Below are 19,830 nucleotides of genomic sequence, written 5' to 3' on the forward strand. Positions count from 1 at the left end.
CCGCGCAAGCGCGGGAATTTGAATTCCGTGAGCGGAATTCAAAACCGAAGAGAAAACGCGCAAGCGCGTTTTTCAGGATTCCCGCAAGCGGGAATCCAATCGGCTGGCTGCGAGGGGGAGGTGCATCACCCGCGCGCCTGTGTAGGGACAGGGATTCCAAACCACCCCCGGAAGTTGAGCCCCCGTCAACCACCCACCCGACCGAGGCCGGCCCCACCGCAGAGAACCGGGCTCCGCTGCGCTCCACCCGAACCCCCAACCCACCGACCGACACCCCAGATGACCTCCGGAACACCCACCAGCATACACCAACAACCCACCCACACAAGAGACTCCAACACACCCACCACCCCAACGAAGGAACTACCCGCAAGAGGGATACATCACAATGATGCACTGTGTATCGTCAGTAACCACACCCCACCACCACCCGGACCACCAACCCCCGGGCAGAACCACCCCCATGAAAACCCCTCACATTCCGAGAAAAGGAGAACGGGGAATGCCGGTAAAACTGCGTGACCACCAGGTCGAAGCGGTTGAAGCCATCATTCGCGGGCTCGATATCCCGCCCGGGAAGAAGGTTCCGTGGAACGGATTGCGTGCTCAGGTGCACGCCGCTTGTGGCACGGGAAAGACGATTATCGCGGCCTCTGCCGCACGGCGGATTGTGCCCAACGGCAGGATCCTGGTCCTGGTCCCGACGCTGGATCTGCTCACCCAGACGGTGCGGGCGTGGCAGGAGGCCGGCCACACCGGGCCGTCGGTGGCGGTGTGCTCGCTCCAGGACGACACGGAGCTGTTCTCGATGGACGTGCGGTGCACGACCAGCCCGCCGCAGCTGGCGCTGTGGCACGGTCAGGGGCCGGTGACCATCTACGCGACGTACGCCAGTCTCGGGGTGCTCGCGGAGGCCTTCGAGGGCACGTACGGCCAGCGCTTGGCGCCGGTAGACCTCGCGTGCATCGATGAGGCCCACCGGACAAGTGGATCCCTGGGGAAGGCGTGGGCGGACATCCACGACCAGGGCGTCATCCCTGCCACGCGCCGGTTGTACCTGACGGCCACGCCGCGGATCTGGGAAGAGCGGCCGCCGACGTGGGAGCAGCGCGAGGGTGTGCGGGAGCGGCTGAAGGAGGAGATGGCGGCTTCGATGGACGATGAGTCCATCTTCGGGCCGGTCGTCTACAAGCTCACGCTGGCACAGGCCGTCCAGCGGGGCCTGCTGGCGCGGTATCAGATCATCGTGGTGGAGCTCCAGGACCCGGTCGTCACCCCGGACCGGCTGCGCAGTGAGGAGCGGACCGAGGAGGAACTGCGCGGGCAGCGGCTCGGGGCGCTTCAGGCGGCGATGCTGCGCACGATGGCTGACCACGGTCTTCAGACGATGATCACCTTCCACCACCGGACCATAGAGGCGCAGGCTTACGCGGAGGGCCTGGAGCGGGTGGCGAAGCAGCTGCATGCAGCGGACCCGGAGAAGTACCCGGCGAAGATCTGGGCCAGCTGGCTGCAGGGCGAGCACAACGCGGACCGCCGGCGGACAGTGCTGGGCGAGTTCGCCACGCGGGCCGGGCGCGCGGTCCTGAGTAACTGCAAGGTCCTGGGCGAGGGCGTAGACATCAGAGCGGTGGACTCGGTGGCCCTGCTGGACCCCAAGGGCGCGCCGCACGACATCGTCCAGGCCATCGGCCGTGCACTGCGGCAGAAGCCGAACCAGGGCAAGGTCGCCTCTCTGGTAGTGCCGGTATTCCTAGCGGCCGGTGAAGAGCCGGAAGACATGTTCACCTCCGGGTCGTATAAGCCGTTGGTGAATGTGCTTCAAGCTCTTCGGGCTCACGATGAAGAGGCCGTGGAATTGCTCGCCATTCCTCAGGCGAACCAGACGCGCAGCGTCAACCCGTCCATGAATATCGGTGCGGCGCCCGCTGAAGGTGAGGAAGAAAACCGGCTGTTGCTGCGGTTCGCGGCCCCGCGTGATCCGGTGATGGTCGCGGAGTGGGTGTCCTTCAACGTGATCGACACGGAGCGGCAGGACTGGGCTCGGGGGTACGTCGCGGCGAAGAAGTTCCGTCAGCGCGAGGGCGGTCTGCTCGTGCCGTTCGATCACAAGGAGGGTCCGGCGGGCAAGGCGTACCCGCTGGGGCACTGGATCAGCGAGCAGCGGAAGGCCTATGCAGCCGGGGCGTTGGACGGTGCCCGCGTGGCGCGGCTGGAGGCGCTGGGCATGGTCTGGGACGTCGCCGACGCCGCCTTCGCTGAGAACCTGGCGGCCGCGCGGGCGTACTTCGCCGACCACGGCACGCTCGCCGCGCCGCGCTCGGCTACGGCGCTGGACCGGCCGGTGGGGCAGTGGCTGTCCAATCAGCGGCGTCCCGGCGCGCTGGCCGGCCACCCAGAGCGGGTGGAAGCCCTGGCGGCGATCGACCCGGACTGGAACCCGGCCTGGCCGCTCGACTGGCAGCGCCACTATGCCGGGGTGCGCGAGTGCCTGGCCGGCGGGGCGCAGCTGGCGGACCTGACGCCCGGCGTCACCCTGCACGGGCACGACGTCGGCCGGTGGCTGGAGCGGCAGCGCCAGCCCATCGTGTGGCAGGGCCTGATGCCCGCACAGCGCGAGCGCCTCGCTCAGCTCGGTGTCCAGCCCCTCCCCGTACCGAAGGAGGGTGAGAGCGGGAAGACGCAGCAGAAGGCCGCTGGAGGCGCTTCAGCGGCATTTGAGCGGGGTCTGGCGGCCCTGCGGCAGTACAAGGCGCGTACGGGCTCCGTGACGGTCCCCAGGGCCCATGTCGAGGTCCTGGCGGACGGCGCGGAAGACGGCGACGGTGACGAGCCGGTTCGGGTGAAGCTGGGTGTGTGGATTTCGAACACGAAGTCGAGGCGTACGAAGCTCACTGCGGACAAGCTCGCACAGCTGGCGGAGCTCGGACTCGACTGGGCATGAGGACACAGCCGTTGTGATGGCCCTCGCTATGAAGCGGCCGGTCCCCGTACTTCTGTGACCGGCCGCTTCGGGTGTCCGCCTCAGCCCCAGTACTGATCGAGGTCGTAGGTGCGGCTGAACTCCCGGCTTTCCTTGGCGGTGATCCGGTGTGGAACGGCTGCGGCCCTGACCTTGTCAGCGGCTTCTTCGGACAGCACACCCTGAGCCTGGAGTTCGTCCAGGAGCACGGCCAGAGCCCGGGTGTTTGCCGCCGCCGCCTCGGTCGTGCGGGTGAGCTGAGGCTCGTTGAGGAGAGCGAACGGGTGGGAGTTGCTCGCTTCTTGGCCTTCGTCCGCGACCAGCGACAGGTTGTGGCGCTTGGCCCCGGACTCGGTCTCCTGCCACAGGCAGCGGCCGAAACGCATGCGGACAGGGGTATCGCTGACTCCCCGGCGAATGACATCGAAGTACGCTTCGCTGCGCTCCACCACCAGTTCTTCCAGCCGCTGGTCCTCCTCTCCAGCGGTCTCCGTGACGAAGGTCAGGACCAGGTGTTCGCCTTCGTCGTCGATCCACTCCCGGTAGGCGCTTGGGACAAGAGCAAGTCCCTCGAACTCCACTGCGGAAGCACGGAGGTCCTCAGCCTCCTGGAGCTCGAGGTTGTAGGTGGACACCTCCGGCTGCGCCCCGACGGTGTAGGAGTAGCGGCTGTCGGAGACCGACCAGTTCACATCGGTTCCACGCAGGGGATGGCCTTCCTTCCCCGTGGCCGCCTTCAGTTCAGCGTCCAGTTCGTCTTGCCGATTGCTGGGCACGCGGAACTCCAGGGCAACGCGGCGCAGCTGGCGCCCAGTATGTGCAGACGTCACCGGCGGCAGCTCTTCGGCCTGGAACTCTCGGGTGTCACCCAGCAAGTGGATGGAGATGGTTGTCACGCCTTCCACTCTGCCATCAGGGTCTGACAATCGATTCCGGGCGACATCGGCACTAATGCGATCAGCTTTCCTGTCCCAGGTCGTCAGCGTTTGATCCGGCCGCGAGCCGCCAGCGCGGCAAGTCCGAGAAGGACTGGTTCGCTGAAGCGGCTGAACATCTCGATCCAGGTGCCGGCGGTGGTGAGGTCCTGGTCGCTGGAGCGGAAGACGACGGAGTTCAGCACGACGCGCCCCGCCTTCTTCGCGCGGTCAGCGGTCCAGCGCTGACTGAGCGGTCCAGACAGGGTGGGGTCGCTCTTGTCGATCACCAGATGGATCCGGCTGCCGGGGACGGGCATGGTGCCGCTCGCGGTCTGTTGCGGCTTCGGGTTGGGCAGGCCCCACAGCATCATCAGCAGCACGGTCAGGGCCATCGCAACCCCGAGCGCGGCCAGGGCTCGGGAGGCGCGCAGGCCGTAGCCGGAGACGAGCCAGTAGGCGTTCAGCAGGATGCGTTCGCCGAAGGGAGTGTCGTGGTCCAGGCGGCGCATCTCCATCTCGCCGTAGTAGAAGTCCGCGGCGCCGGGCTCGTTCTTGCCGTCCTCCAGGGCCTTGCGCAGCTGCCGGTAGGTGGCAGCCAATTCCTTGGGCCCCGGGGTCGTGGCCGGGTCAGGGTGGTCGGGGCCGGGCTGCCAGCCCCGGGTATGTGCGGGGCGGCGGCCGGGGAGGGGCAGGGCGCGCCAGTGGTGTTCCTCAGCAATGGTCCGGCGACGGGTCCAGGGGGCCGGCGGTTCGTCGAACGGAACGTGACCTTCGAAGCGCAGCTGGTCGAGGTGATGGGCGCCGGTGAACAGGCAGGCGGACAGGTCCACTCCGGACACCGCCAGGAAGGCGACGTCCACGCCCGCCAGCATGGCGATCGACGGCTGAGGGTCTTGTCCGGTCAGCGGGTCTTCGGGGACCAGGGCGTCGTTGAAGGGGAACGGCCGTGGGTGGAAGTTGATGGCGACGGGCTGGGAGAGCACGGCGTCCAGCAGATTGATGTCGGCGTAGCGGACGTCGAGGGTGAGCGCCGTGTTGATCTGCGCCGCCTCCAGGAGAACTTGCGCTGCGGCGATCCGTATGCGGATCGGGCAGGTCAGGACGGCCCGGCTCAGGTCCAGCACGCCGCCGCAAACGATGGGGCCCACCAGAGGCCCGGTGAACGTCGTGTCGGGAAGGTGGGCGCTGTCTTTGAAGCGGGCCCCGGCGAAGACGGCGTCACGGCCGAACGTCGCCTCGGTGAACCATGCTGCCTCTTCGACGTGTACCGAGACGAAGACGATCCCGTCAGTGAACGTCACTCCGTTGAAGAGCGCTCCGCCGAACATCTGGGCACGGGAGAACAGGGCCCCGCTGGCGAACCTGGCGTGCTCGAAGTCAGCGTCCCCGGCGAAGAGGGTGTCCTGAAACCAGGCGGAGCTCAGGAAGTCCGCGTGCTCGAACGCGCCGTCCTGCTCGAAAACGGCTTCCTCGAAGACAGCCTCACTGTTGAAGGTGACCTCGTAGAACAGGGCGTCGTCCGAGAACTGGACACACCAGAAGAATGCCTCGCCGTTGAACGTGACGCCCGTGAAGTCGGCCCGTTCCAGGAAGCGGGCGCGGCCGAAGTCTGCCTCGCCGAAGGTGTTGCCGACCGCCGCTTTGAGCTCTTCCAGAAGTTCAGGGGTGAAGGGCACGCCGCGGCAGTCCACCGCGGCGCCGGGCGATAACGCCCCAAGCGCCTGGCGCCGCTCCTCCAGCTCCAGGTGGGCCAAGCACCGGTCGTACGACTCCCACGGCACACCGAAGCAGGCGCCGCGCTCGCCCGGGAAACCGCAGGCAGGCCACCGAAGCCGGGGATCATCACTTTGGAAGGCCAGGATGGGGCGGCCCGCATGGATCAGGTTCACCGGGTCTGCAGGGCGCCGCTGTCGATGAGGCCCTGGATGTAGGACGGCCAGTCGCGGGTGAGGCTCTGGGCGATGCCGTCGTGGACGTCCTGGCGCAGCTGCGGGGTGACGTGTTCGACGTCGCCGTTCGGGTAGTGCAGGCGCAGGCCTTCGCGGCTGGCGTCACACAGGATGGCGTGGGCCTTCTGGGTGAGCGTGAGGTAGAGCTGTGGGACCTGTGCGTTCAGGAGTTCGTCGATGACGGCCTCGTAGTCGATGCCGAGATCGGGCCAGGTCTTGCCCTGTTTGTCGAGCCACAGGGTGACGTCGGAGAAGAACACGGCCTTGCCTGGACCGTCGTTCGGGTCGCGGGCCAGGCCGGTGGCGAGGTCGAGCGCGATGCCGGCGCCCTTGCTGACGAGAGAGCGGGGGATCATCGTCGGCGCGATGGCGACCGCACACTCTCCCCAGCCGTCGCGGGTCTCGGTCGGCCAGGGCAGCCCCAGCACGAGCCATCCCGCCGGTGACAGCAGCGCGTTGCTCACCGTGTTCTCCCCCTTGGTTGTAGATCACTGGCATCTGATCTTTTCGCCCGGGGTTCGCGGTGAACAAGGCGTTCATCGGCCACCCATCGGCCCCGTCTGCCGCCGCCGATCCGGTGCTGCGCAGCCTCGCCCGTCGTCCTGGGCCACGTTCGTCAGGCGACATTGACGCCGCCGACCAGATCGGCACCAGGCAACCGTAGGTGCCCTGTCAGTGGTGCCTGCTATCTGCTGTCCTGTCAGATACGCCGCGAATTACGCCGGATCGCAAGGAGATGCGATTCATGCCTTTCACCGCGCTGCACCCCCAGCTGGGCCGTCTCGACGCCACGCTGTCCGACCTCGGAGGCGGCCTGGACTGGAGCCGGGTCCATAAGGTCCGTCCACGGGTCCCGCTGGCCTGCCCGGAATGCTCTTGGAGTCTGCACCCCAAGGTCTCCCGGTACGGCGTGCGGTTCTTCTGTCACGACCCAGGGCGGCCGCCGTCATGTGAGTTGTCGAACGAGTCGTGGGAACACCACATGCTCAAGCTGGAGATGGCGGCCGCGATCCGGGCGGCCGGATGGTACGCCACGTTGGAGGTGCCGGCCGAGGACGGCTCCTGGCGCGCGGATGTCATGGCGTCGTCCGTGGACGGCACCCATCGCATGGCCTGGGAGGCGCAGCTGTCGCCGATCACCTTGGAAGACATCGCTGCCCGCACTGAACGCTACGTCGGCGAAGGCATCCGGGTGTGCTGGGTGTCCCCGCATGAACGATCGCCACAGTGGATCAGTACGGTGCCGGCAGTCCGGGTTCGTCCTCCGGGAGAACGGGAGCAACCCTGGATCGTGGACGACGGCCTCGCCGGATTCGACTTCAGCGCCGGCCGCTGGGTGTTCCGCGAGGCGCCGCTGTCGGAGTTCGTGCGCTGGGCGCTGCACGGCCAGCTTGTCCCCGCTCCGAGCCTGCCGCGATACCGGCGGGTCTACCGGGTCATCGACGGCAAGGAGTGGCGGTTTCGGCGGAGCCAGTGGTGGACGTCGCTGCAGTCGGTCGGTGACCAGGACAAGCACGAGGCCATGCGGCAGCGGCAGGAGGCCGCGAAGGCCGAGCGGGAGGCCCGGCAGAAGGAGCGGGAGGAGGAAGCCGAACGTCGTCGGCGGGCGCAGGAGGAGCAGGAGCAGGCCCGAAGGGCAGAGGAGGCCGAGCGTCTGCGCAAGCGGCAGGAGGAAGAGTCCCGCGTCTACTGGGAGAAGGTCCGTCAGCAGTGGGCGGAGAGGGAGGCACTCCGGGCGAAGGAGAAGGCGGAGGAAGAGGCCCGCATCGCCCAGGAGCAGGCCGAGCGGGAGGAGAGGGAGCGGCAGGCGCTGGAAACGGCGAGGGCGTGGTGGGCCCGGCTGTCACCACAGCAGAAGAGCGAACTGTTCGCCGCCGTCGCCGAGCATGCGTGGCGCGACTCGAACCTGCGGGTGGAGATCCCGGAGAAGCCGGTGATGTCACCGGAGTACGCCTACGGGGTGCCGGTGTACTCGCAGGGGAGACGACGAATCCTGTACGGAGTCGTACAGCCCTGCCCCAGCCTGGTCGCCTCCTCACCCCAAGTGGCGCGCCTTCACGCCTTGGCTCGAAGTTCCCAGGAGGCCCGGGAGCTGGCCGCGGTGATGCCCGAGGGCCGGGTGACGGACCTTGACCTGCCCGAGCACGAGCAGCTGACCATGTACTGAGAGACAAGGGCCTGTTCAGATCGGGCCAGTGGAGTCGAGGTGCCCTCACATCCTGTCCAGGCCGAGCATCCGGTTCACGGCCTGCCGGACGGTGAGGTCACCTTTCTCCCGCTGCGGAGGAAACGCCGGCGGGGACGTCGGAGTGAGCTCTGCGGTGAGGACCTCGACGCGTTGGCCGGGGGCGGACTGGGCCACGAGGCGGGTGCGCTCGCGCTCGGAGGCAGCGAAGAAGACCAGGGAGGCCAGGCGGCTGCGCAGCGCGGGCAGTCGGCTGGCCACGGGGCAGATGACCGCGTAGGGCTTCCCGCGCACGTACACGGGCACTCCCATGGCGAACTCGGGGCTGCCGTGGCGGGCGACGCTGGGGTAGGTGCCGGCCTCGTGGTACACGAACTCCACCACCGGCTTGGTCAGCGCCTTCTGACGCTGGAGCAGGGCCTCGATCGCCGCCAGGTGCTCCTGTTCGGCGGCCTGCCGTGCCTGCTGTTGTCGCTGCTGGACGGCCAGCAGGCGTTCAACGATCTGGTACTTGCGGATGTGCGCCTGGAGCTGCTCCTCTTCCATGTCGAAGTACTGCCGGGTGATCCACCGCCATGTGCCCTTGGTGTCCCAGCCCATGCGCAGGCGGTGCGGGCGGGTGGCGTTCGTACAGATGGCGGCGACGAAGCGTTCCAGCGGGAAGGGTGTGGCCGGCTGCCACGTGCCGTGGCCGTCGCACGGCAGGGGTCCGTCGACGCCCGCGCCGCAATCCTCGCAGTCACACCAGTCGCAGACCGCCCGGTCTTCGCACCACTTGGGCTCGAAGCAGGCGGCCCCTGCGGTGACCTGGACCGGACCGCCGTCGTCGTCGGGCCGGGCGATCTGGACGCAAGGCACGTTGTCCAGCCATGGGATGGTTTTGCGGTCGGTGAACCAGCACACCTCGACACCGGCCTCGCGGTACCTGTCGGTACGGGCCTCGATGTCGGTGACCGAGATGGAGGCCATCTGTGCCTCCAGGGCCACGCGGCGGCTGCCGTCGGGGGAGGTGGCCATCACGTCCGCTCGCCAGGAGCCGTCTGGGGCGGCGACCTCGTACTCGGTGCTCCAGCCCGCGGCGCGGGCGTGGTGGGCGAGGTCGAGCTTGAGCAGGTGGTGGGCCATGCCCTCGCCGGCGGCCCTGGCTTCGCAGTGGGGTGCTTTGTTGGCGTGCCGCAGAAACCAAAGGTCGTACGCGCCGTGGGTCTTGTGGACCAGGTGGAGGCGCCAGTCGCACTCGTAGCAGGTCAGCGGTGCGGGCCGCTTGGTCTTGTAGATGCTCTCCCGGTCCTGGCCGCAGCCGAGGTCGGCTTGGGTGACGTCGATGCGTCCCCACTCTTCGTGGACCCCGACGAACACCATCGCTTTCTCCTTCGCTCGATGACGGAGCTTGTCCGCAGCGGACGGTAGGAACCGGGTCTGACATGGCATCCCCCAGTCAGAGCAGCCCGATACGCCGGACGAGGGAGGGCGGTCCCTCTCCGGCCGTAACGACCCGTGCTCCTGTTGCCGGTCTCGGGCCCCTGTTGAGCGGCTTGAGGCGCTTTCGGGGGCCGTCCGCCTTTGTGGTGGCTGTAGCTGATTCGGCAACGGTTGTCAGAGGCGCGGTCTACGCTGCGGCCACCGAGTCTGCGAGGGGGAGGGCCTTGGTAGAGCTTGATCCGCAGCGCTTTTTCAGTAGTCAGCAGCGCCAGGTTTTGTACTCGCTCGCCGAGGGGCGATGCGAGCTGTGTGGCGATGAGCTGGTTGTCGGCTGGAACGCCGATCACCGCATCCCTTGGATCGCTGGTGGTCCGACAACCGTCGAGAACGGGCAGGCCCTGTGCGCAGGGTGTAACAGCAAGAAGGGGCGGGAGATGCAGTTTCAGGACACGTTCAAGCCGCGGCCGTTTCAGGCGGATGTGGTCACCCAGGTCATCGACGGTATCGAGTCGGGCCGTGACCGGACGGTTGTCCTTGCATCACCAGGTTCAGGGAAGACACTGGCGTACTTGTCACTGGCTACTCGCCTGTTTCGTGAGGGCCGCATCGACCACATCGCGGTGTTCGTGCCTCGCGTCACGCTGGCACAGCAGTGTGAGATCGGGTGGCAGCATCTGACCCCTGACAAGCGGTCAGAAGGACTGTGCAAGCTGTTCGAGCAGCCACGGTTCGGCAAGATCTGGCACCGCACGAACGAGGTGCCGCTTACAGGGGGGAAGGGGACCGGGTTCGTTGCTACCTACAGTGCTCTGGCAACCAGCGAGTCGATCTTCCTGGAGTGGGCTGCCAAGCACGAGGGCCGCTTCTTGCTGATCGCTGACGAGGCCCAGTTCTGCGGAGACTCCAGGGACAACGACGGCGGCGGCACACGCGCCGGGACACTCATCCAGAGGCTCCACGGGTTCGCGTTGCACACTCTGCTTCTGACCGGCACGCCCTACCGGGCGGACAATGCGCCGCTGGTGCTGGCCGACTACGCGGACCCGCGGCCTGATGACCCGAAGGGCCTCAGGCCTCTGGTTAAGCACGCCGAGGCCACGTACGCCGACGGCATCGCGGAAAACTACCTGCGCACCTTCGAGATGCACCTGACTGAGGCGCGTGTGTCGCGTCGCACCCTGGGCGATCCCAGTGACCGAAACAGCGGGGACACGCTCCTCACGTACAACCTGTCGGACGACGGGGATGGCCTGGCCGAGGTTTTGCGTGATCCCAAGACCTGGGAGCCGTTGGTAGAGCAGGTCGTCGCCAAGGTGCGCGACAAGCAGAAGTTCAATCCCGAGTACCGTGGGCTGATCTCGTGCATGGGGCAGAGCGAAGCCAAGAAGGTGCAGAAGTACCTTCAAAGCCGCCACCCGGGTCTGCGGGTCGGGATCGCAGTCTCCTCGGACACGGACGCACCCCGGGCCTTGGCGGAGTTCCGTTCCCTGCCGATGGACATCCTCGTGACCGTGCGGATGGCGTTCATCGGCTACGACTGCCCGCAGATCAGCGTTGTCGGAATCCTCACTCATTACCGGGACACCGGGCATCTCATGCAGCTGGTCGGGCGAGGGCTGCGAGTCTGGAGCGGGATGCCGGCCCGGGAACAGTCGTGCCTGATCATCGCCCCGGACGATCCGAAGATGAAGGACTTCCTCGAGCACCTTCGCGGTCAGCGGGAGGAAGGTCTGCGCCGCGTCAAGGAACGCGAGGCCGCGGAGGAGTCGACTGGCACCGCCGAGGAACGCCAGCTCGCCCTGTCCTTCGTGGAATCGGCCGTGGCCACGACCACTCGCGCCGCGAGCAATGACACCGACGTCGAATCCGACGAGCTGATGCTCATCGAGTCGATCAAGGTGGAGGTGGACTCGGCTGAGGACGCGACCAAGCTCGCGAGGTTCCTGGACCTGTACGGAATTCGGGCAAAAAGGGCGCAGGACGTGCCGGGCCCGCGAGGTGACTCAGACAACGAGGTCTTCGTCGAGGTGCCCCAGCCTCCGCGTACCGACAAGGAGATCATGGAGGACCTCAGGAGCAGGACCACGACCGCCATCACCCGATATCTTCACGCCTGCGGCGTGGCGCCCGGGTCCCCCGGCTACCAGGACGCCGTCCAAAAGGCCACGTTCAGAGTGAACGAAGCCGCTGGCTACACCGCGAAGACGGCCAACACCGTTGATCGCGCCGAGAAGCGGCTGAAGGCCGCACTAGCCCTGAAATAGGAGGGCCGTATGAGCGTACGCATAGAGTCGAACTCGCAGCTAACCCCGGAACAGGAGCGTGTCTACCGGCTCCGCAATGCTGCGGAGCGCGACGGCGGAACGCCCGGCGGCTTTCTTGAGCTGCTTGCCGCCGTCGTGGCCGACGGTACGTGGCGCCAGATCCCCTCAGGGATCAACTCCTCCGCCCCGTTCTCCTCCTTCGCAGAGTTCATCGAGGCCAAGCCGCCGTTCGGTCTGGGGCAGCGGGTACAGGACGTGCACGTTCTGCTGCAGATGCGCCATCCGCACGAAACGGTCGCTGAGATCCGAGCAAGGATGGACGCCATGCGCGCCGAGGTGCGCCGGCTCCTGGCAGAAGACGGCATCACCGGCTACTCCGAGCAACAGCGGGACCGCGACATCCAGGCCTGGACAGCTCTCGACAAGGCTGGCAGCTGGTGGCTGGCCTTCTTCGTGGCCTGCCAGGTACGTCCAGCGAATGCGGGAACGTCGGAAGCGCCGAAGCACGGAGACGTGCCGAAGATCTCCGCTGCCGAGTTCGCCCGGCGCGCAGGCACGTCCCCTGAACGCATCCTGCGCTACTACAAGGCGTGGGAAGCGGCACATACGGCCGGCGCCGTGGCGGTCAGTGCGACCGACCTGTACCCCGGACATGAGCCCGTCGAGCTTCCCCCGGCCGACGACTGGACGCTCTACTACACGAGCCGCCGCAGCGCCTCTTCCGACCGGGGTGCCCTCATCAGTGCAGCCGCTGAAGCAGAGGGGATCCGGCCGACCAAGGCACTGGAAGTCGCCGAGAATCCCACGGCGCTGCGCGCGGCGATCATGGCCGACCCCAAGACCGCAGAGGCCGCTCGCAACGCGCTCAAGGCCCTCACCGCCGAGGAACGCCGCGAAGAGCACCTCTCCTATGTCCGGCAAGCAGCTGAAGAGGGAAAGGCACAGGCCCCTTCCGGGCAGGTGATCGAGCTGCCGGAACAGATAAGGAACGAAGTCACAGCCCACCTGGCGGAAGTCACCGACGACACAGCTGACACCGAAACAGTGACCAGCACCTACGAAGCAGTGCAGGAGCTGGTCGCCAAGGTCGTCGAAGCGGATCCGCAGCTGCGTGCGAGCGAGCAACGGGTGCGGTTCCAAAAGGCACTCAAGGCAACCCGCAAGAACATTTCATCCATCGACCCCACAGACTTGCCAGCCGTCGTCGATGACGACCTACGGCAGGAGATCACTTCCTTGCAAGAACTCGTCAACGCACTCGTGGCAAGCATCACCAGCCGCGGTTGACCACGCGGCAGATGTCGGGTTGTCGCACTGATGAGGCAACCCGGCTCTGCGTCGCCGCCCTGTCGCAGTACAGCGGAGCCGGGCAGCGCGACCCCGAGCCGGGCCCCGCGGGATGTCATGGCTCGCTGGGGTCCGTGGGTGTCCGGCGGCCACCGTCACCGTGTAGGGACAGGGCGGAGGGACGACTGGTCTCCGTCGTCGGCGAACAGCTCGACTACAAGGGACTTGGCGACCCCCAGGGCGAGGTCCAGGTTGAGGATCCGTTTCGAGGCTGACTGCTGGTCTTCCTCGTCCCACTTGCCCTCGATGCGGCGACGGAGATCTGCCCAGAGCGTCCGCAGTACCGTCTTGGCCTGTCCAACGAGGCCAAGCGCTGTCTGCTCACTCATGTTGCGTTCCCGGACTCCCACGACCAGAGCAGCGAGCAGCGTGGCGGTGTTCTCCACATATCCCGGCACCAGACGGTGCTCCTCCGACATGCAGTCCAGCCACCGCCGCAGCACATCGAGGTCGATGGAGATCCGGTCCAGCAGGTCCAGGATCTTGGTGACGCGGCCGTTGACATCATTCACGCTGGTGCGGTGCTGTACTGACCCGTTTGCGTAGAGGTCTCGTTGGAGGTCCGCTTCTACGGGGATGCCGGCGAAGTCCGTGACGCTGCCGTCCGGGCCGATCTTCCAGCTAGGGGGCTGGCGGTCTCCGCGCTCGGGGACCGTCACCTGGGCAAAGAGGACCGCGCGGCCTGCGTCGAGGTCCAGGCTGTCCTCCACGGCGGTCAGCACTGCATCATCTGCGGACCGCAGCAGGGCATCGAGTTCGGCGTCGCTGTCGAAGTGGGTCATCGCTCGCCTCCGTCGTTCGCGCTGAGCAGGGTGGTCTTGAGCCGGGCGCGGCCGCGGCTCAAGTTCTGCCGTACGGCTTCGTGGGTCATGTCGAGAGCGTCGCCGATCTCACTGGTCGCGAAGCCGTCCAAGTGCCAGGCGAGGACTGCGCGTTGCAGGGGTGGCAGGACAGCGAGGGCGGCGTAGACGCGGGTCTCTTCTTCTTTGAGTTCCACTGAGCGCAGAGGGCAGACGCCGCCCGGCAGTTCCGGGACGTCGTCGGTGAGGTCCTCGCGGCGGACCGGCTGGCGCAGGTAGAGGCGGATAGCGACTTTCCGAAGCCAGGCGGCGGGGTAGTCGATGGTCTCCCACTTCACGAATGCCTCAGCGAAGGCGGCCTGGGCGGCTTCTGCTGCTTCGTGGCTGCTGGCTCCCTGCCGCATCAGGTGCCTGACCAGCTTGGCCATGTGCTGCTCGTAGAACTGGGCGAATTCCACCCGGGCGAGGCTGCCACGCTGCTGTGGCAGGGCCAGCGGAATGCTCGGCTCTGGCGCAGACTCAGCAGGTGCGTGGCTGATCGTGTGCCGCCCGAAGGGCTCCAGTTCGAGCTGTGCGGTCTCCAGATGGATCTCGAAGTCAGTCACGGGCGTCTCCGCTGGCCGCGCCGACCTCGATGCGCAGTTCCTCGCCGGCCCTTCGCTCGGTGACCTTGCTGCCCGGCGGCAAGGCACGGACGCGGTCGCTGGCGCCCTGCTGGGTGAGGCGGGCCAGCTGGACCTGCGTCCGGCTGCGGATCCACTGGTAGAGCAGCCGTGCGCTCAATATCGCGCCCAGTGCCGCTAACCCGATCGCTGTCTCTGGCAACCTGTCCCCCTCGATGCCTCTTGTGGCGCCCGGTGCGCCCGTCACATCAAGGGAGTGCGGGCAGGGGCGGAAACCGTGACATCGGGCTTTTGTGACGTGCGTCTCGTGTCGTCGGTGGGGCCGTTGTGTCTGCGAGTTTTGTGGGGAAGACGCTGCCCGCGGGACGCGCGGGTGGCACCGGCTCACTGTCTACGGTGGTGCGGTGACACCGCATTCCGATGCCGACCCCGAGCCTGTGCCGGTCCGGGTCGTGCTGCCCGTCGATCCTCTGCTCGGGTCCGAGCCGCAGGAGGTTGTCGCGCGGTTGTGGAAGCGGCGGCAGACGGAAACGGGCTGGGTCTACCTGGTGGGCATGCCGTCGTACAGAGATCGCGAGGACGGCAGTGTGGAAGCGGCGGAGTACCGGGTGTGGGTGCGCGCCCCGGAGCACGTACGGCCGGTCGAAGGCGTTGACTACGACCGAGTCGTCACCGAACGGCTGGAGTCGTCACCGCCGTCGACGGTCCGCGAGGTCCTCGGGGAGCGCCGGCCTTCGGGGTGGGTGCTGCAGAAGGTGAGCGGCGGGCGCGGGACCGCCCAGGGCATTCTGCACGCGCTGGACTGTGAGGAGGCACCGAACGACGCGCCGCTGCTCGACTGGAGGCGCGCCCTGGACGTCGCGGAGAATCCGGCGACACGCCTGTGCATCCTGTGCGGTTGCGCCCAGGAGCTCACGCCCCTGCTCCGCGGCTTCGACCACATCACCGACTCCGCCCCCGACGACTCCTGACCCCGGCCGCCGCACCGTCGGCAGCCAGGCGCGGCGGCCCCGCCCGGCGCGCAACACCAGCGAGCGCGCCCCGGTCCCCGGCAGCGTCCGCGCCGCCCATCCCGCCCTCCCTCTCTCAACTCCAGTTAAGGCGTGGGCAAAAGCGGCCGCAACGGGGATGTCAGATCCCCGACCACGCGCCTACGGTGGGGGTGACCTGCACCGATGCGGCGACGTCGGCAAGGCTCGCGCAAGAGAAGTCGCAAGAGATGTCGCAGGAGAAGGCGCAAGAGTTGGCGCAAGAGATGTTGCCGCCAGACGATCCGGAGCGCGGTTCGAACAGCAGTACCTTGGGGCCGTGGCAGCCTCGTACGACTTCCCCCAGGCCTTGATCGACGCCCAGGACGAACTGGCTCAGGTCCGCGCTGAGCTCCAGGCGCTGTACCAGAAGGTGCCGTGGTCGGCCGAACCGCTGGACGCGTGGGAGACGCACGAGAACGCCTGGCGGAAGTCGTCCCGGCCTGCCTCCCCCGGCTGGGATCCCGAGGACGCGGCGGAGATCGCCCGGCTGCGGGCGAGGGAACTCGAACTCGCGAAGCTCATCGTCAGCCATGCGTTCTGGAGCGGACTCGCCCCGGCCGACGTCCCTGCGGCCCGTGACGCGCTCAAGCACCACCACGAGCAGCCCGACTCCTGACGGCGGCCGCCGCTCTGTCGGCGGCCCGGCGCGGCGGCGGCGCCGACGCGCGGCACCGCGAGCGCGCCCCGATCCCCGGCAGCGTCCGCGCCGCCCATCCCGCCCTTCCTCATCCTCAACTCCAGCCAGGGCATGGGCGAAGGGGGCCGCAACGGGGATGTCAGCGGCCGGACCATGCCGTACGCCGGTGGTGACCTGGGCAGATTCCGGGACTCTGTGACGGCCTGCGCAACACCTACCGCAACACCTAGCGCAACCCTTTCGCGCAACATCCAGCGCAACGCCTAGCGCAACGCGGGCTCGTATGAGGTCAAGCGCCGGGGCTCTACTCGGTCGGGTGAAGACGCCGGGATCGGAGAACTTCTGCGGGGTGCCGGCGCGTGGTGCCAGGCATGAGGCAGATCACTGACGCGCACGTGGCAGAGCCGGGCCTGGCTGTGGTGGAGGTCGCGGCCGCCGACGACGAGACCGCGCTCGCGGTCCAGGAGCTGCTCGCCGCGCGGTGCGCGATCGCACCTGTGGACCGTACGACCCGGGAGCCCGGCGAGCCCGGTGTACGGCTGCGCTGCTTCCTGGACCTGCGCCAGGATCCCGACTGGTAGCGCTGCGCACAGCGGCCACGCCCGCCGACCAGCCATGGTCGAAGTCGGCGGCAGCGTGTGGTCGGTGTCGGCGATCTCCGGCGGGAGCCGCTGGTGCGCGGCCGTACGGGGTGGGGCCAGAATCTCCGCCATGTCAGAAACCTTCTGGGTCGCCCTCGGCTCAATCGGCACCACCCTGGCCTTCGGTGGCGTCGTGTGGCAGGGATACCTCACGCGCGGAGCACTGAAGGTCAGCCAGCTCATGACCGCCGACGCCATCCGCAGCCGACTCGACTCCCAAGCGCCGGGAGTCACCCTCAGACTCAGTCCCCCGCCGTGGGACCCGCTGGCAGCGACCAACATGGGGATGCCGTGCAACCCCTGGCCGCAGGGGCACACCTGGCACTTCCCAGCGGAGCAAGAGGGCGCCAACCGTCTCGTGCTGCAGCAGGTCCTGGTCCTGGAGAATCTCAGCGACCGGCGCATGCAGGCACGGTTCGACGGCGACCTGGTCGTCGCCGATGAGGACAGGCGCCCCACTGCCGCCGGCGTCATCCTCCTGGAACCCGGCGAGACAAGCCGGGACGTCTACCTGCAGCGCGAATTCACCATCAAGGAACTCTCAGAGAACTTCGCGGCGAAACAGGCCAGGCAGGAGCTCCCGCACAAGGTGTTCGGCACGGTGACGGCGGAGGACGACCGTGACAACGGAAGCACGGATCGCTGGGACCTGGTGCTGACCGGCTGCCCAGTCGAGCCGGTCCCCGACCGGGATGGCCTGTGGAGGATCGCGCCGTGGCACCTGACCGAGGGATCAGGGCTGCGCACCCTGGACTACAACCTGCTGCCGTCGCGGCAGCGCATCCACTGGGTCTCGCGCACCAGGGGGATCCAGCTCCCGGCTCCGGACGTCGCATAGCCGCGTAGCACCCGCTGACCAGCCGTGGTCGGAGTCATGGTCGGGGTTGGCGGCAGCGTGGTCGGCGCCGTGGTCGGTCTACTCGGTGGTGTGGTCGGGGTCGGGGAGCTGGGGCGGGAAATGCCGCTCCAGGATCTCCACCCACTTGTGCAGGACGACGAAGCCGGTGGTGTCGGCCTGCGCCTGGACCAACTCGGCCAGAGCGTCGACGAATGGCTGAGCGGCTGTACCGGGCGGGATCGCGGCGGCGGCCTGCTTCAGGCGTTCATGCGCGGACTGGAAGACTTCCTTGGCCCACGTGTCCTGTTCTTTGATGCGCCGGGATCCAGCCTCCCAGTTGATCCGCATGATGACGTACTGCGGGCAGTCGGGCGTGTGCCACATCTGGATCGGCATCCCGACCCCAACGCAGGCGTTCTCGGGACTGGGTCCTGCCTCGCAGTCGGGACACACTTCGCCTTCCGTCTCCGCAAAGCCCTTCATCAAGCTGCTCCCCTCGCTTGGAGAGCAAGAGCCTGCCACGGTCGATCACCGTCCGGCCAGGCTTTCGCCGTACGGCGTCCAGCAGTCCGTAGCCGGTGATGGCGGCGGGCAAGCAGCGCGCTGACCTGCTGTGGTCGGGCTCGTGGTCGGGGTGCGACCACGGACCCGACCACGGCGGGCGGTTGCTGGCACGGGTCGGTTCAGCGGCGCCGGCGGAAGACGCCGCGGGGCCGGTTCGCGGCCGCGACCGCGCGGGCGGCGGCTTCCTCTTCCGCCTGGCGGCGCGCGAGGCGTTCGGCCTGTGCGCGTTCGATGTGGTCGTTGAGGCACGGCCCGCATAGCTCGCGGTTGTCCTGTGTCGGGTGCTGCCGGACGAAGTTCCAGCGGTCGTCGGTGAACTTCTGGCCGCATCGTGGGCACACCGGCCGTCGTGCTTCCCGCTCGGCTGCCTCCTGCTCTGCTTGGCGGCGCCAGGCCTCCTGTCGCTCCATCTCGTGCAGGCGGTCGCCGTCGGGGTTGTCGAGTGCGTCGGTGAGGGTCTGCCAGTCGGGGCGTCCCAGGCGGCGCCACACCGCGCCGCCCGCGCCCAGAGGGTCGGCGGTGATTCGTTCCAGCTCGGTGACGACCACGGGCACCGACCGGTTGAAGTCGCGTGCGGTGATCCCGGCGCCTGGGTAGGGCTCGCCTGCGAGGAACGGGCGGCCGGCCTCTTCCAGGCGCAGCATCCGGCTCTCGCGCTGCGCGGCGGTCTTCCCGGTGAACACGAAGGCGATCGGCGGGTAGCCCTCGCGGCCGGTCGGCGGGTAGATCCGTGACCACAGCCGGAAGTCGTGCACGGCCGCGCCCTGGCGGCGGGCCGCCTTCTCCTTGACGGGGTCGGCCTTCGGCGCCAGGAGCTCGAACCACTCGGTGTAGCGGCGGAGCTTGGCCACCAGGTCGTCGACGGGCTCGGTGACGCGGTCGACCTCGAGGAGCATCACGGGCACGCCCGCGTCGGGGGCGCGCATCGTCAGGTCGGCGTACTGGGTGTAGCCGTAGGGGAGCTTGTGGGCGATCTCGGTCTGCCAGGACAGCGGGGTGCCGAACCCGGCCCCTGTGAGCACCGCGGCGGTTGAGGTGACGGCGGCGGCGTGTTCGTCGTAGCCGTCGGCTTCCTTCGGCCGGCCGTCGTCGTCGTACTCGAGCTTGCGCAGCGCGGAGATCCGCATGTGCTTCGGCAGCAGCAGTCGGGCCTCCTTGTGTCCTCGCTCGGTGAGCACCCACAACTGGTGGCCTGACTCCAGTCGCGTCTCCACCCGGACCAGGCCCGAGCCTTTGAGGGCGTTGAGGGTGTCCCTCGTGATCCGGTCGTGCCGGTCTCCGGGGCGCAGCATCCGCCACAGTTGATCGGCGGTCGCTCGCTGGAAGATACCGAGCGCGGTCAGCACTTCCTTCCTTCGGCGTCCGGTCGGCTTCCACGCCTGGGGTGTCGAGACAGAAGGGTTGTCGAACATGTCCCGGGAGGTTCGCCGCCTGGGCTGACCTGCACGGACGCCTCCGGCGGCCGAAGTGGCCGTGGAGGGGGCGATGGAGGGGCCCGTGGAGGGGGCTGGCGGGACCTGGTCCAGGTCGTCGCCGGGCGTCTGTCCGGCGGTGGCGCGCGGCTCGTGGGCGGGGTCGGGTATGCGGTCGGCGGGCACGGCGGTCCTCGTTTCTCCGGCCACGGGGCCAGATCGGTGGCAGGTCCGGCCC

17 protein-coding genes are annotated in these 19,830 nt (G+C 68.0%); 8 read left to right on the forward strand and 9 right to left on the reverse strand.

Annotated features, from left to right (window positions below; genetic code table 11):
• Positions 1 to 502: 502 nt before the first annotated feature.
• Entirely contained in the window at positions 503 to 2,944 is a 2,442-nt protein-coding gene (locus FEF34_RS40420) for a DEAD/DEAH box helicase (protein WP_138058513.1), read from the forward strand.
• Positions 2,945 to 3,024: 80 nt separating this feature from the next.
• Here FEF34_RS40420 and FEF34_RS40425 read toward each other — a convergent pair whose 3' ends face one another.
• The 3 genes from FEF34_RS40425 to FEF34_RS40435 form a co-directional block, all read right to left on the reverse strand.
• A complete protein-coding gene (locus tag FEF34_RS40425; RefSeq protein WP_138058455.1) occupies positions 3,025 to 3,858 on the reverse strand; it encodes a hypothetical protein in 834 nt (277 codons plus the stop codon).
• An 83-nt stretch (positions 3,859 to 3,941) separates the two neighbouring features.
• Positions 3,942 to 5,633 carry a pentapeptide repeat-containing protein gene (locus FEF34_RS40430; RefSeq protein ID WP_138058457.1) on the reverse strand — a complete coding sequence of 564 codons (1,692 nt, stop codon included), beginning with the start codon at positions 5,631 to 5,633 and terminating at the stop codon, positions 3,942 to 3,944.
• Positions 5,634 to 5,764: 131 nt separating this feature from the next.
• Positions 5,765 to 6,292 (reverse strand): hypothetical protein, encoded by a 528-nt coding sequence (locus FEF34_RS40435; RefSeq protein ID WP_138058459.1) that lies wholly within the window; start codon positions 6,290 to 6,292, stop codon positions 5,765 to 5,767.
• Between the two features lie 281 nt (positions 6,293 to 6,573).
• Here FEF34_RS40435 and FEF34_RS40440 point away from each other — a divergent pair, with 281 nt between their 5' ends.
• Entirely contained in the window at positions 6,574 to 7,995 is a 1,422-nt protein-coding gene (locus FEF34_RS40440; protein WP_138058461.1) for a competence protein CoiA family protein, read from the forward strand.
• A gap of 45 nt (positions 7,996 to 8,040) precedes the next feature.
• Here the strand turns inward: FEF34_RS40440 and FEF34_RS40445 are convergent, their stop codons facing one another.
• A complete protein-coding gene (locus tag FEF34_RS40445; protein ID WP_171053415.1) occupies positions 8,041 to 9,375 on the reverse strand; it encodes a competence protein CoiA family protein in 1,335 nt (444 codons plus the stop codon).
• Positions 9,376 to 9,659: 284 nt separating this feature from the next.
• Here FEF34_RS40445 and FEF34_RS40450 point away from each other — a divergent pair, with 284 nt between their 5' ends.
• Both FEF34_RS40450 and FEF34_RS40455 read left to right on the forward strand, forming a co-directional pair.
• Positions 9,660 to 11,699, forward strand: coding sequence for a DEAD/DEAH box helicase family protein (locus FEF34_RS40450; RefSeq protein WP_138058463.1), 2,040 nt, complete (start codon positions 9,660 to 9,662; stop codon positions 11,697 to 11,699).
• Between the two features lie 9 nt (positions 11,700 to 11,708).
• Complete coding sequence (locus tag FEF34_RS40455; RefSeq protein ID WP_138058465.1) at positions 11,709 to 12,986, forward strand: hypothetical protein; 1,278 nt, start codon at positions 11,709 to 11,711, stop codon at positions 12,984 to 12,986.
• A 155-nt stretch (positions 12,987 to 13,141) separates the two neighbouring features.
• Here FEF34_RS40455 and FEF34_RS40460 read toward each other — a convergent pair whose 3' ends face one another.
• Genes FEF34_RS40460 through FEF34_RS40470 form a run of 3 tightly spaced genes read right to left on the reverse strand, consistent with a single transcriptional unit; the run spans position 13,142 to position 14,671 of the window.
• Positions 13,142 to 13,828, reverse strand: coding sequence for a hypothetical protein (locus FEF34_RS40460; protein WP_138058467.1), 687 nt, complete (start codon positions 13,826 to 13,828; stop codon positions 13,142 to 13,144).
• Positions 13,825 to 14,451: an RNA polymerase sigma factor gene (locus tag FEF34_RS40465; RefSeq protein WP_234043369.1), complete on the reverse strand. Its 627-nt coding sequence runs from the start codon at positions 14,449 to 14,451 to the stop codon at positions 13,825 to 13,827. Before FEF34_RS40465 ends, FEF34_RS40460 begins: the two co-directional genes overlap by 4 nt.
• Complete coding sequence (locus FEF34_RS40470; protein WP_138058469.1) at positions 14,444 to 14,671, reverse strand: hypothetical protein; 228 nt, start codon at positions 14,669 to 14,671, stop codon at positions 14,444 to 14,446. The genes FEF34_RS40465 and FEF34_RS40470 overlap by 8 nt, the downstream gene beginning before the upstream one ends.
• Before the next feature lie 202 nt (positions 14,672 to 14,873).
• Here FEF34_RS40470 and FEF34_RS40475 point away from each other — a divergent pair, with 202 nt between their 5' ends.
• The 4 genes from FEF34_RS40475 (at position 14,874) to FEF34_RS40490 (ending at position 17,616) form a co-directional block, all read left to right on the forward strand.
• Entirely contained in the window at positions 14,874 to 15,440 is a 567-nt protein-coding gene (locus FEF34_RS40475; protein WP_234043370.1) for a DUF6233 domain-containing protein, read from the forward strand.
• Positions 15,441 to 15,777: 337 nt separating this feature from the next.
• Positions 15,778 to 16,116, forward strand: a complete 339-nt coding sequence (locus FEF34_RS40480; protein WP_138058471.1) for a hypothetical protein — start codon at positions 15,778 to 15,780, stop codon at positions 16,114 to 16,116.
• Between the two features lie 392 nt (positions 16,117 to 16,508).
• The gene (locus tag FEF34_RS40485; protein WP_138058473.1) at positions 16,509 to 16,718 is read left to right on the forward strand and encodes a DUF6207 family protein; all 210 of its coding nucleotides are present in this window, start codon (positions 16,509 to 16,511) and stop codon (positions 16,716 to 16,718) included.
• 130 nt (positions 16,719 to 16,848) lie between these two features.
• The gene (locus FEF34_RS40490) at positions 16,849 to 17,616 is read left to right on the forward strand and encodes a hypothetical protein (RefSeq protein WP_138058475.1); all 768 of its coding nucleotides are present in this window, start codon (positions 16,849 to 16,851) and stop codon (positions 17,614 to 17,616) included.
• A gap of 78 nt (positions 17,617 to 17,694) precedes the next feature.
• Here FEF34_RS40490 and FEF34_RS41860 read toward each other — a convergent pair whose 3' ends face one another.
• Complete coding sequence (locus tag FEF34_RS41860; RefSeq protein WP_171053416.1) at positions 17,695 to 18,012, reverse strand: hypothetical protein; 318 nt, start codon at positions 18,010 to 18,012, stop codon at positions 17,695 to 17,697.
• 287 nt (positions 18,013 to 18,299) lie between these two features.
• A complete protein-coding gene (locus FEF34_RS40500) occupies positions 18,300 to 19,778 on the reverse strand; it encodes a replication-relaxation family protein (RefSeq protein ID WP_267905313.1) in 1,479 nt (492 codons plus the stop codon).
• Positions 19,779 to 19,830 lie beyond the last annotated feature (52 nt).

Origin of the sequence: Streptomyces marianii (assembly GCF_005795905.1) — a bacterium.
GTDB classification, from domain to species: Bacteria; Actinomycetota; Actinomycetes; order Streptomycetales; family Streptomycetaceae; genus Streptomyces; species Streptomyces marianii.

What these genes read in the sequence shown, in the direction of transcription:
- FEF34_RS40440 (WP_138058461.1), top strand. Translation starts at nt 6,574, where the DNA reads ATGCCTTTCACCGCGCTGCACCCCCAGCTGGGCCGTCTCGACGCCACG.
- FEF34_RS40445 (WP_171053415.1), bottom strand. Translation starts at nt 9,375, where the DNA reads ATGGTGTTCGTCGGGGTCCACGAAGAGTGGGGACGCATCGACGTCACC.
- FEF34_RS40485 (WP_138058473.1), top strand. Translation starts at nt 16,509, where the DNA reads ATGAGGCAGATCACTGACGCGCACGTGGCAGAGCCGGGCCTGGCTGTG.
- FEF34_RS41860 (WP_171053416.1), bottom strand. Translation starts at nt 18,012, where the DNA reads ATGCCGATCCAGATGTGGCACACGCCCGACTGCCCGCAGTACGTCATC.
- FEF34_RS40420 (WP_138058513.1), top strand. Translation starts at nt 503, where the DNA reads ATGCCGGTAAAACTGCGTGACCACCAGGTCGAAGCGGTTGAAGCCATC.
- FEF34_RS40460 (WP_138058467.1), bottom strand. Translation starts at nt 13,828, where the DNA reads ATGACCCACTTCGACAGCGACGCCGAACTCGATGCCCTGCTGCGGTCC.
- FEF34_RS40490 (WP_138058475.1), top strand. Translation starts at nt 16,849, where the DNA reads ATGTCAGAAACCTTCTGGGTCGCCCTCGGCTCAATCGGCACCACCCTG.
- FEF34_RS40455 (WP_138058465.1), top strand. Translation starts at nt 11,709, where the DNA reads ATGAGCGTACGCATAGAGTCGAACTCGCAGCTAACCCCGGAACAGGAG.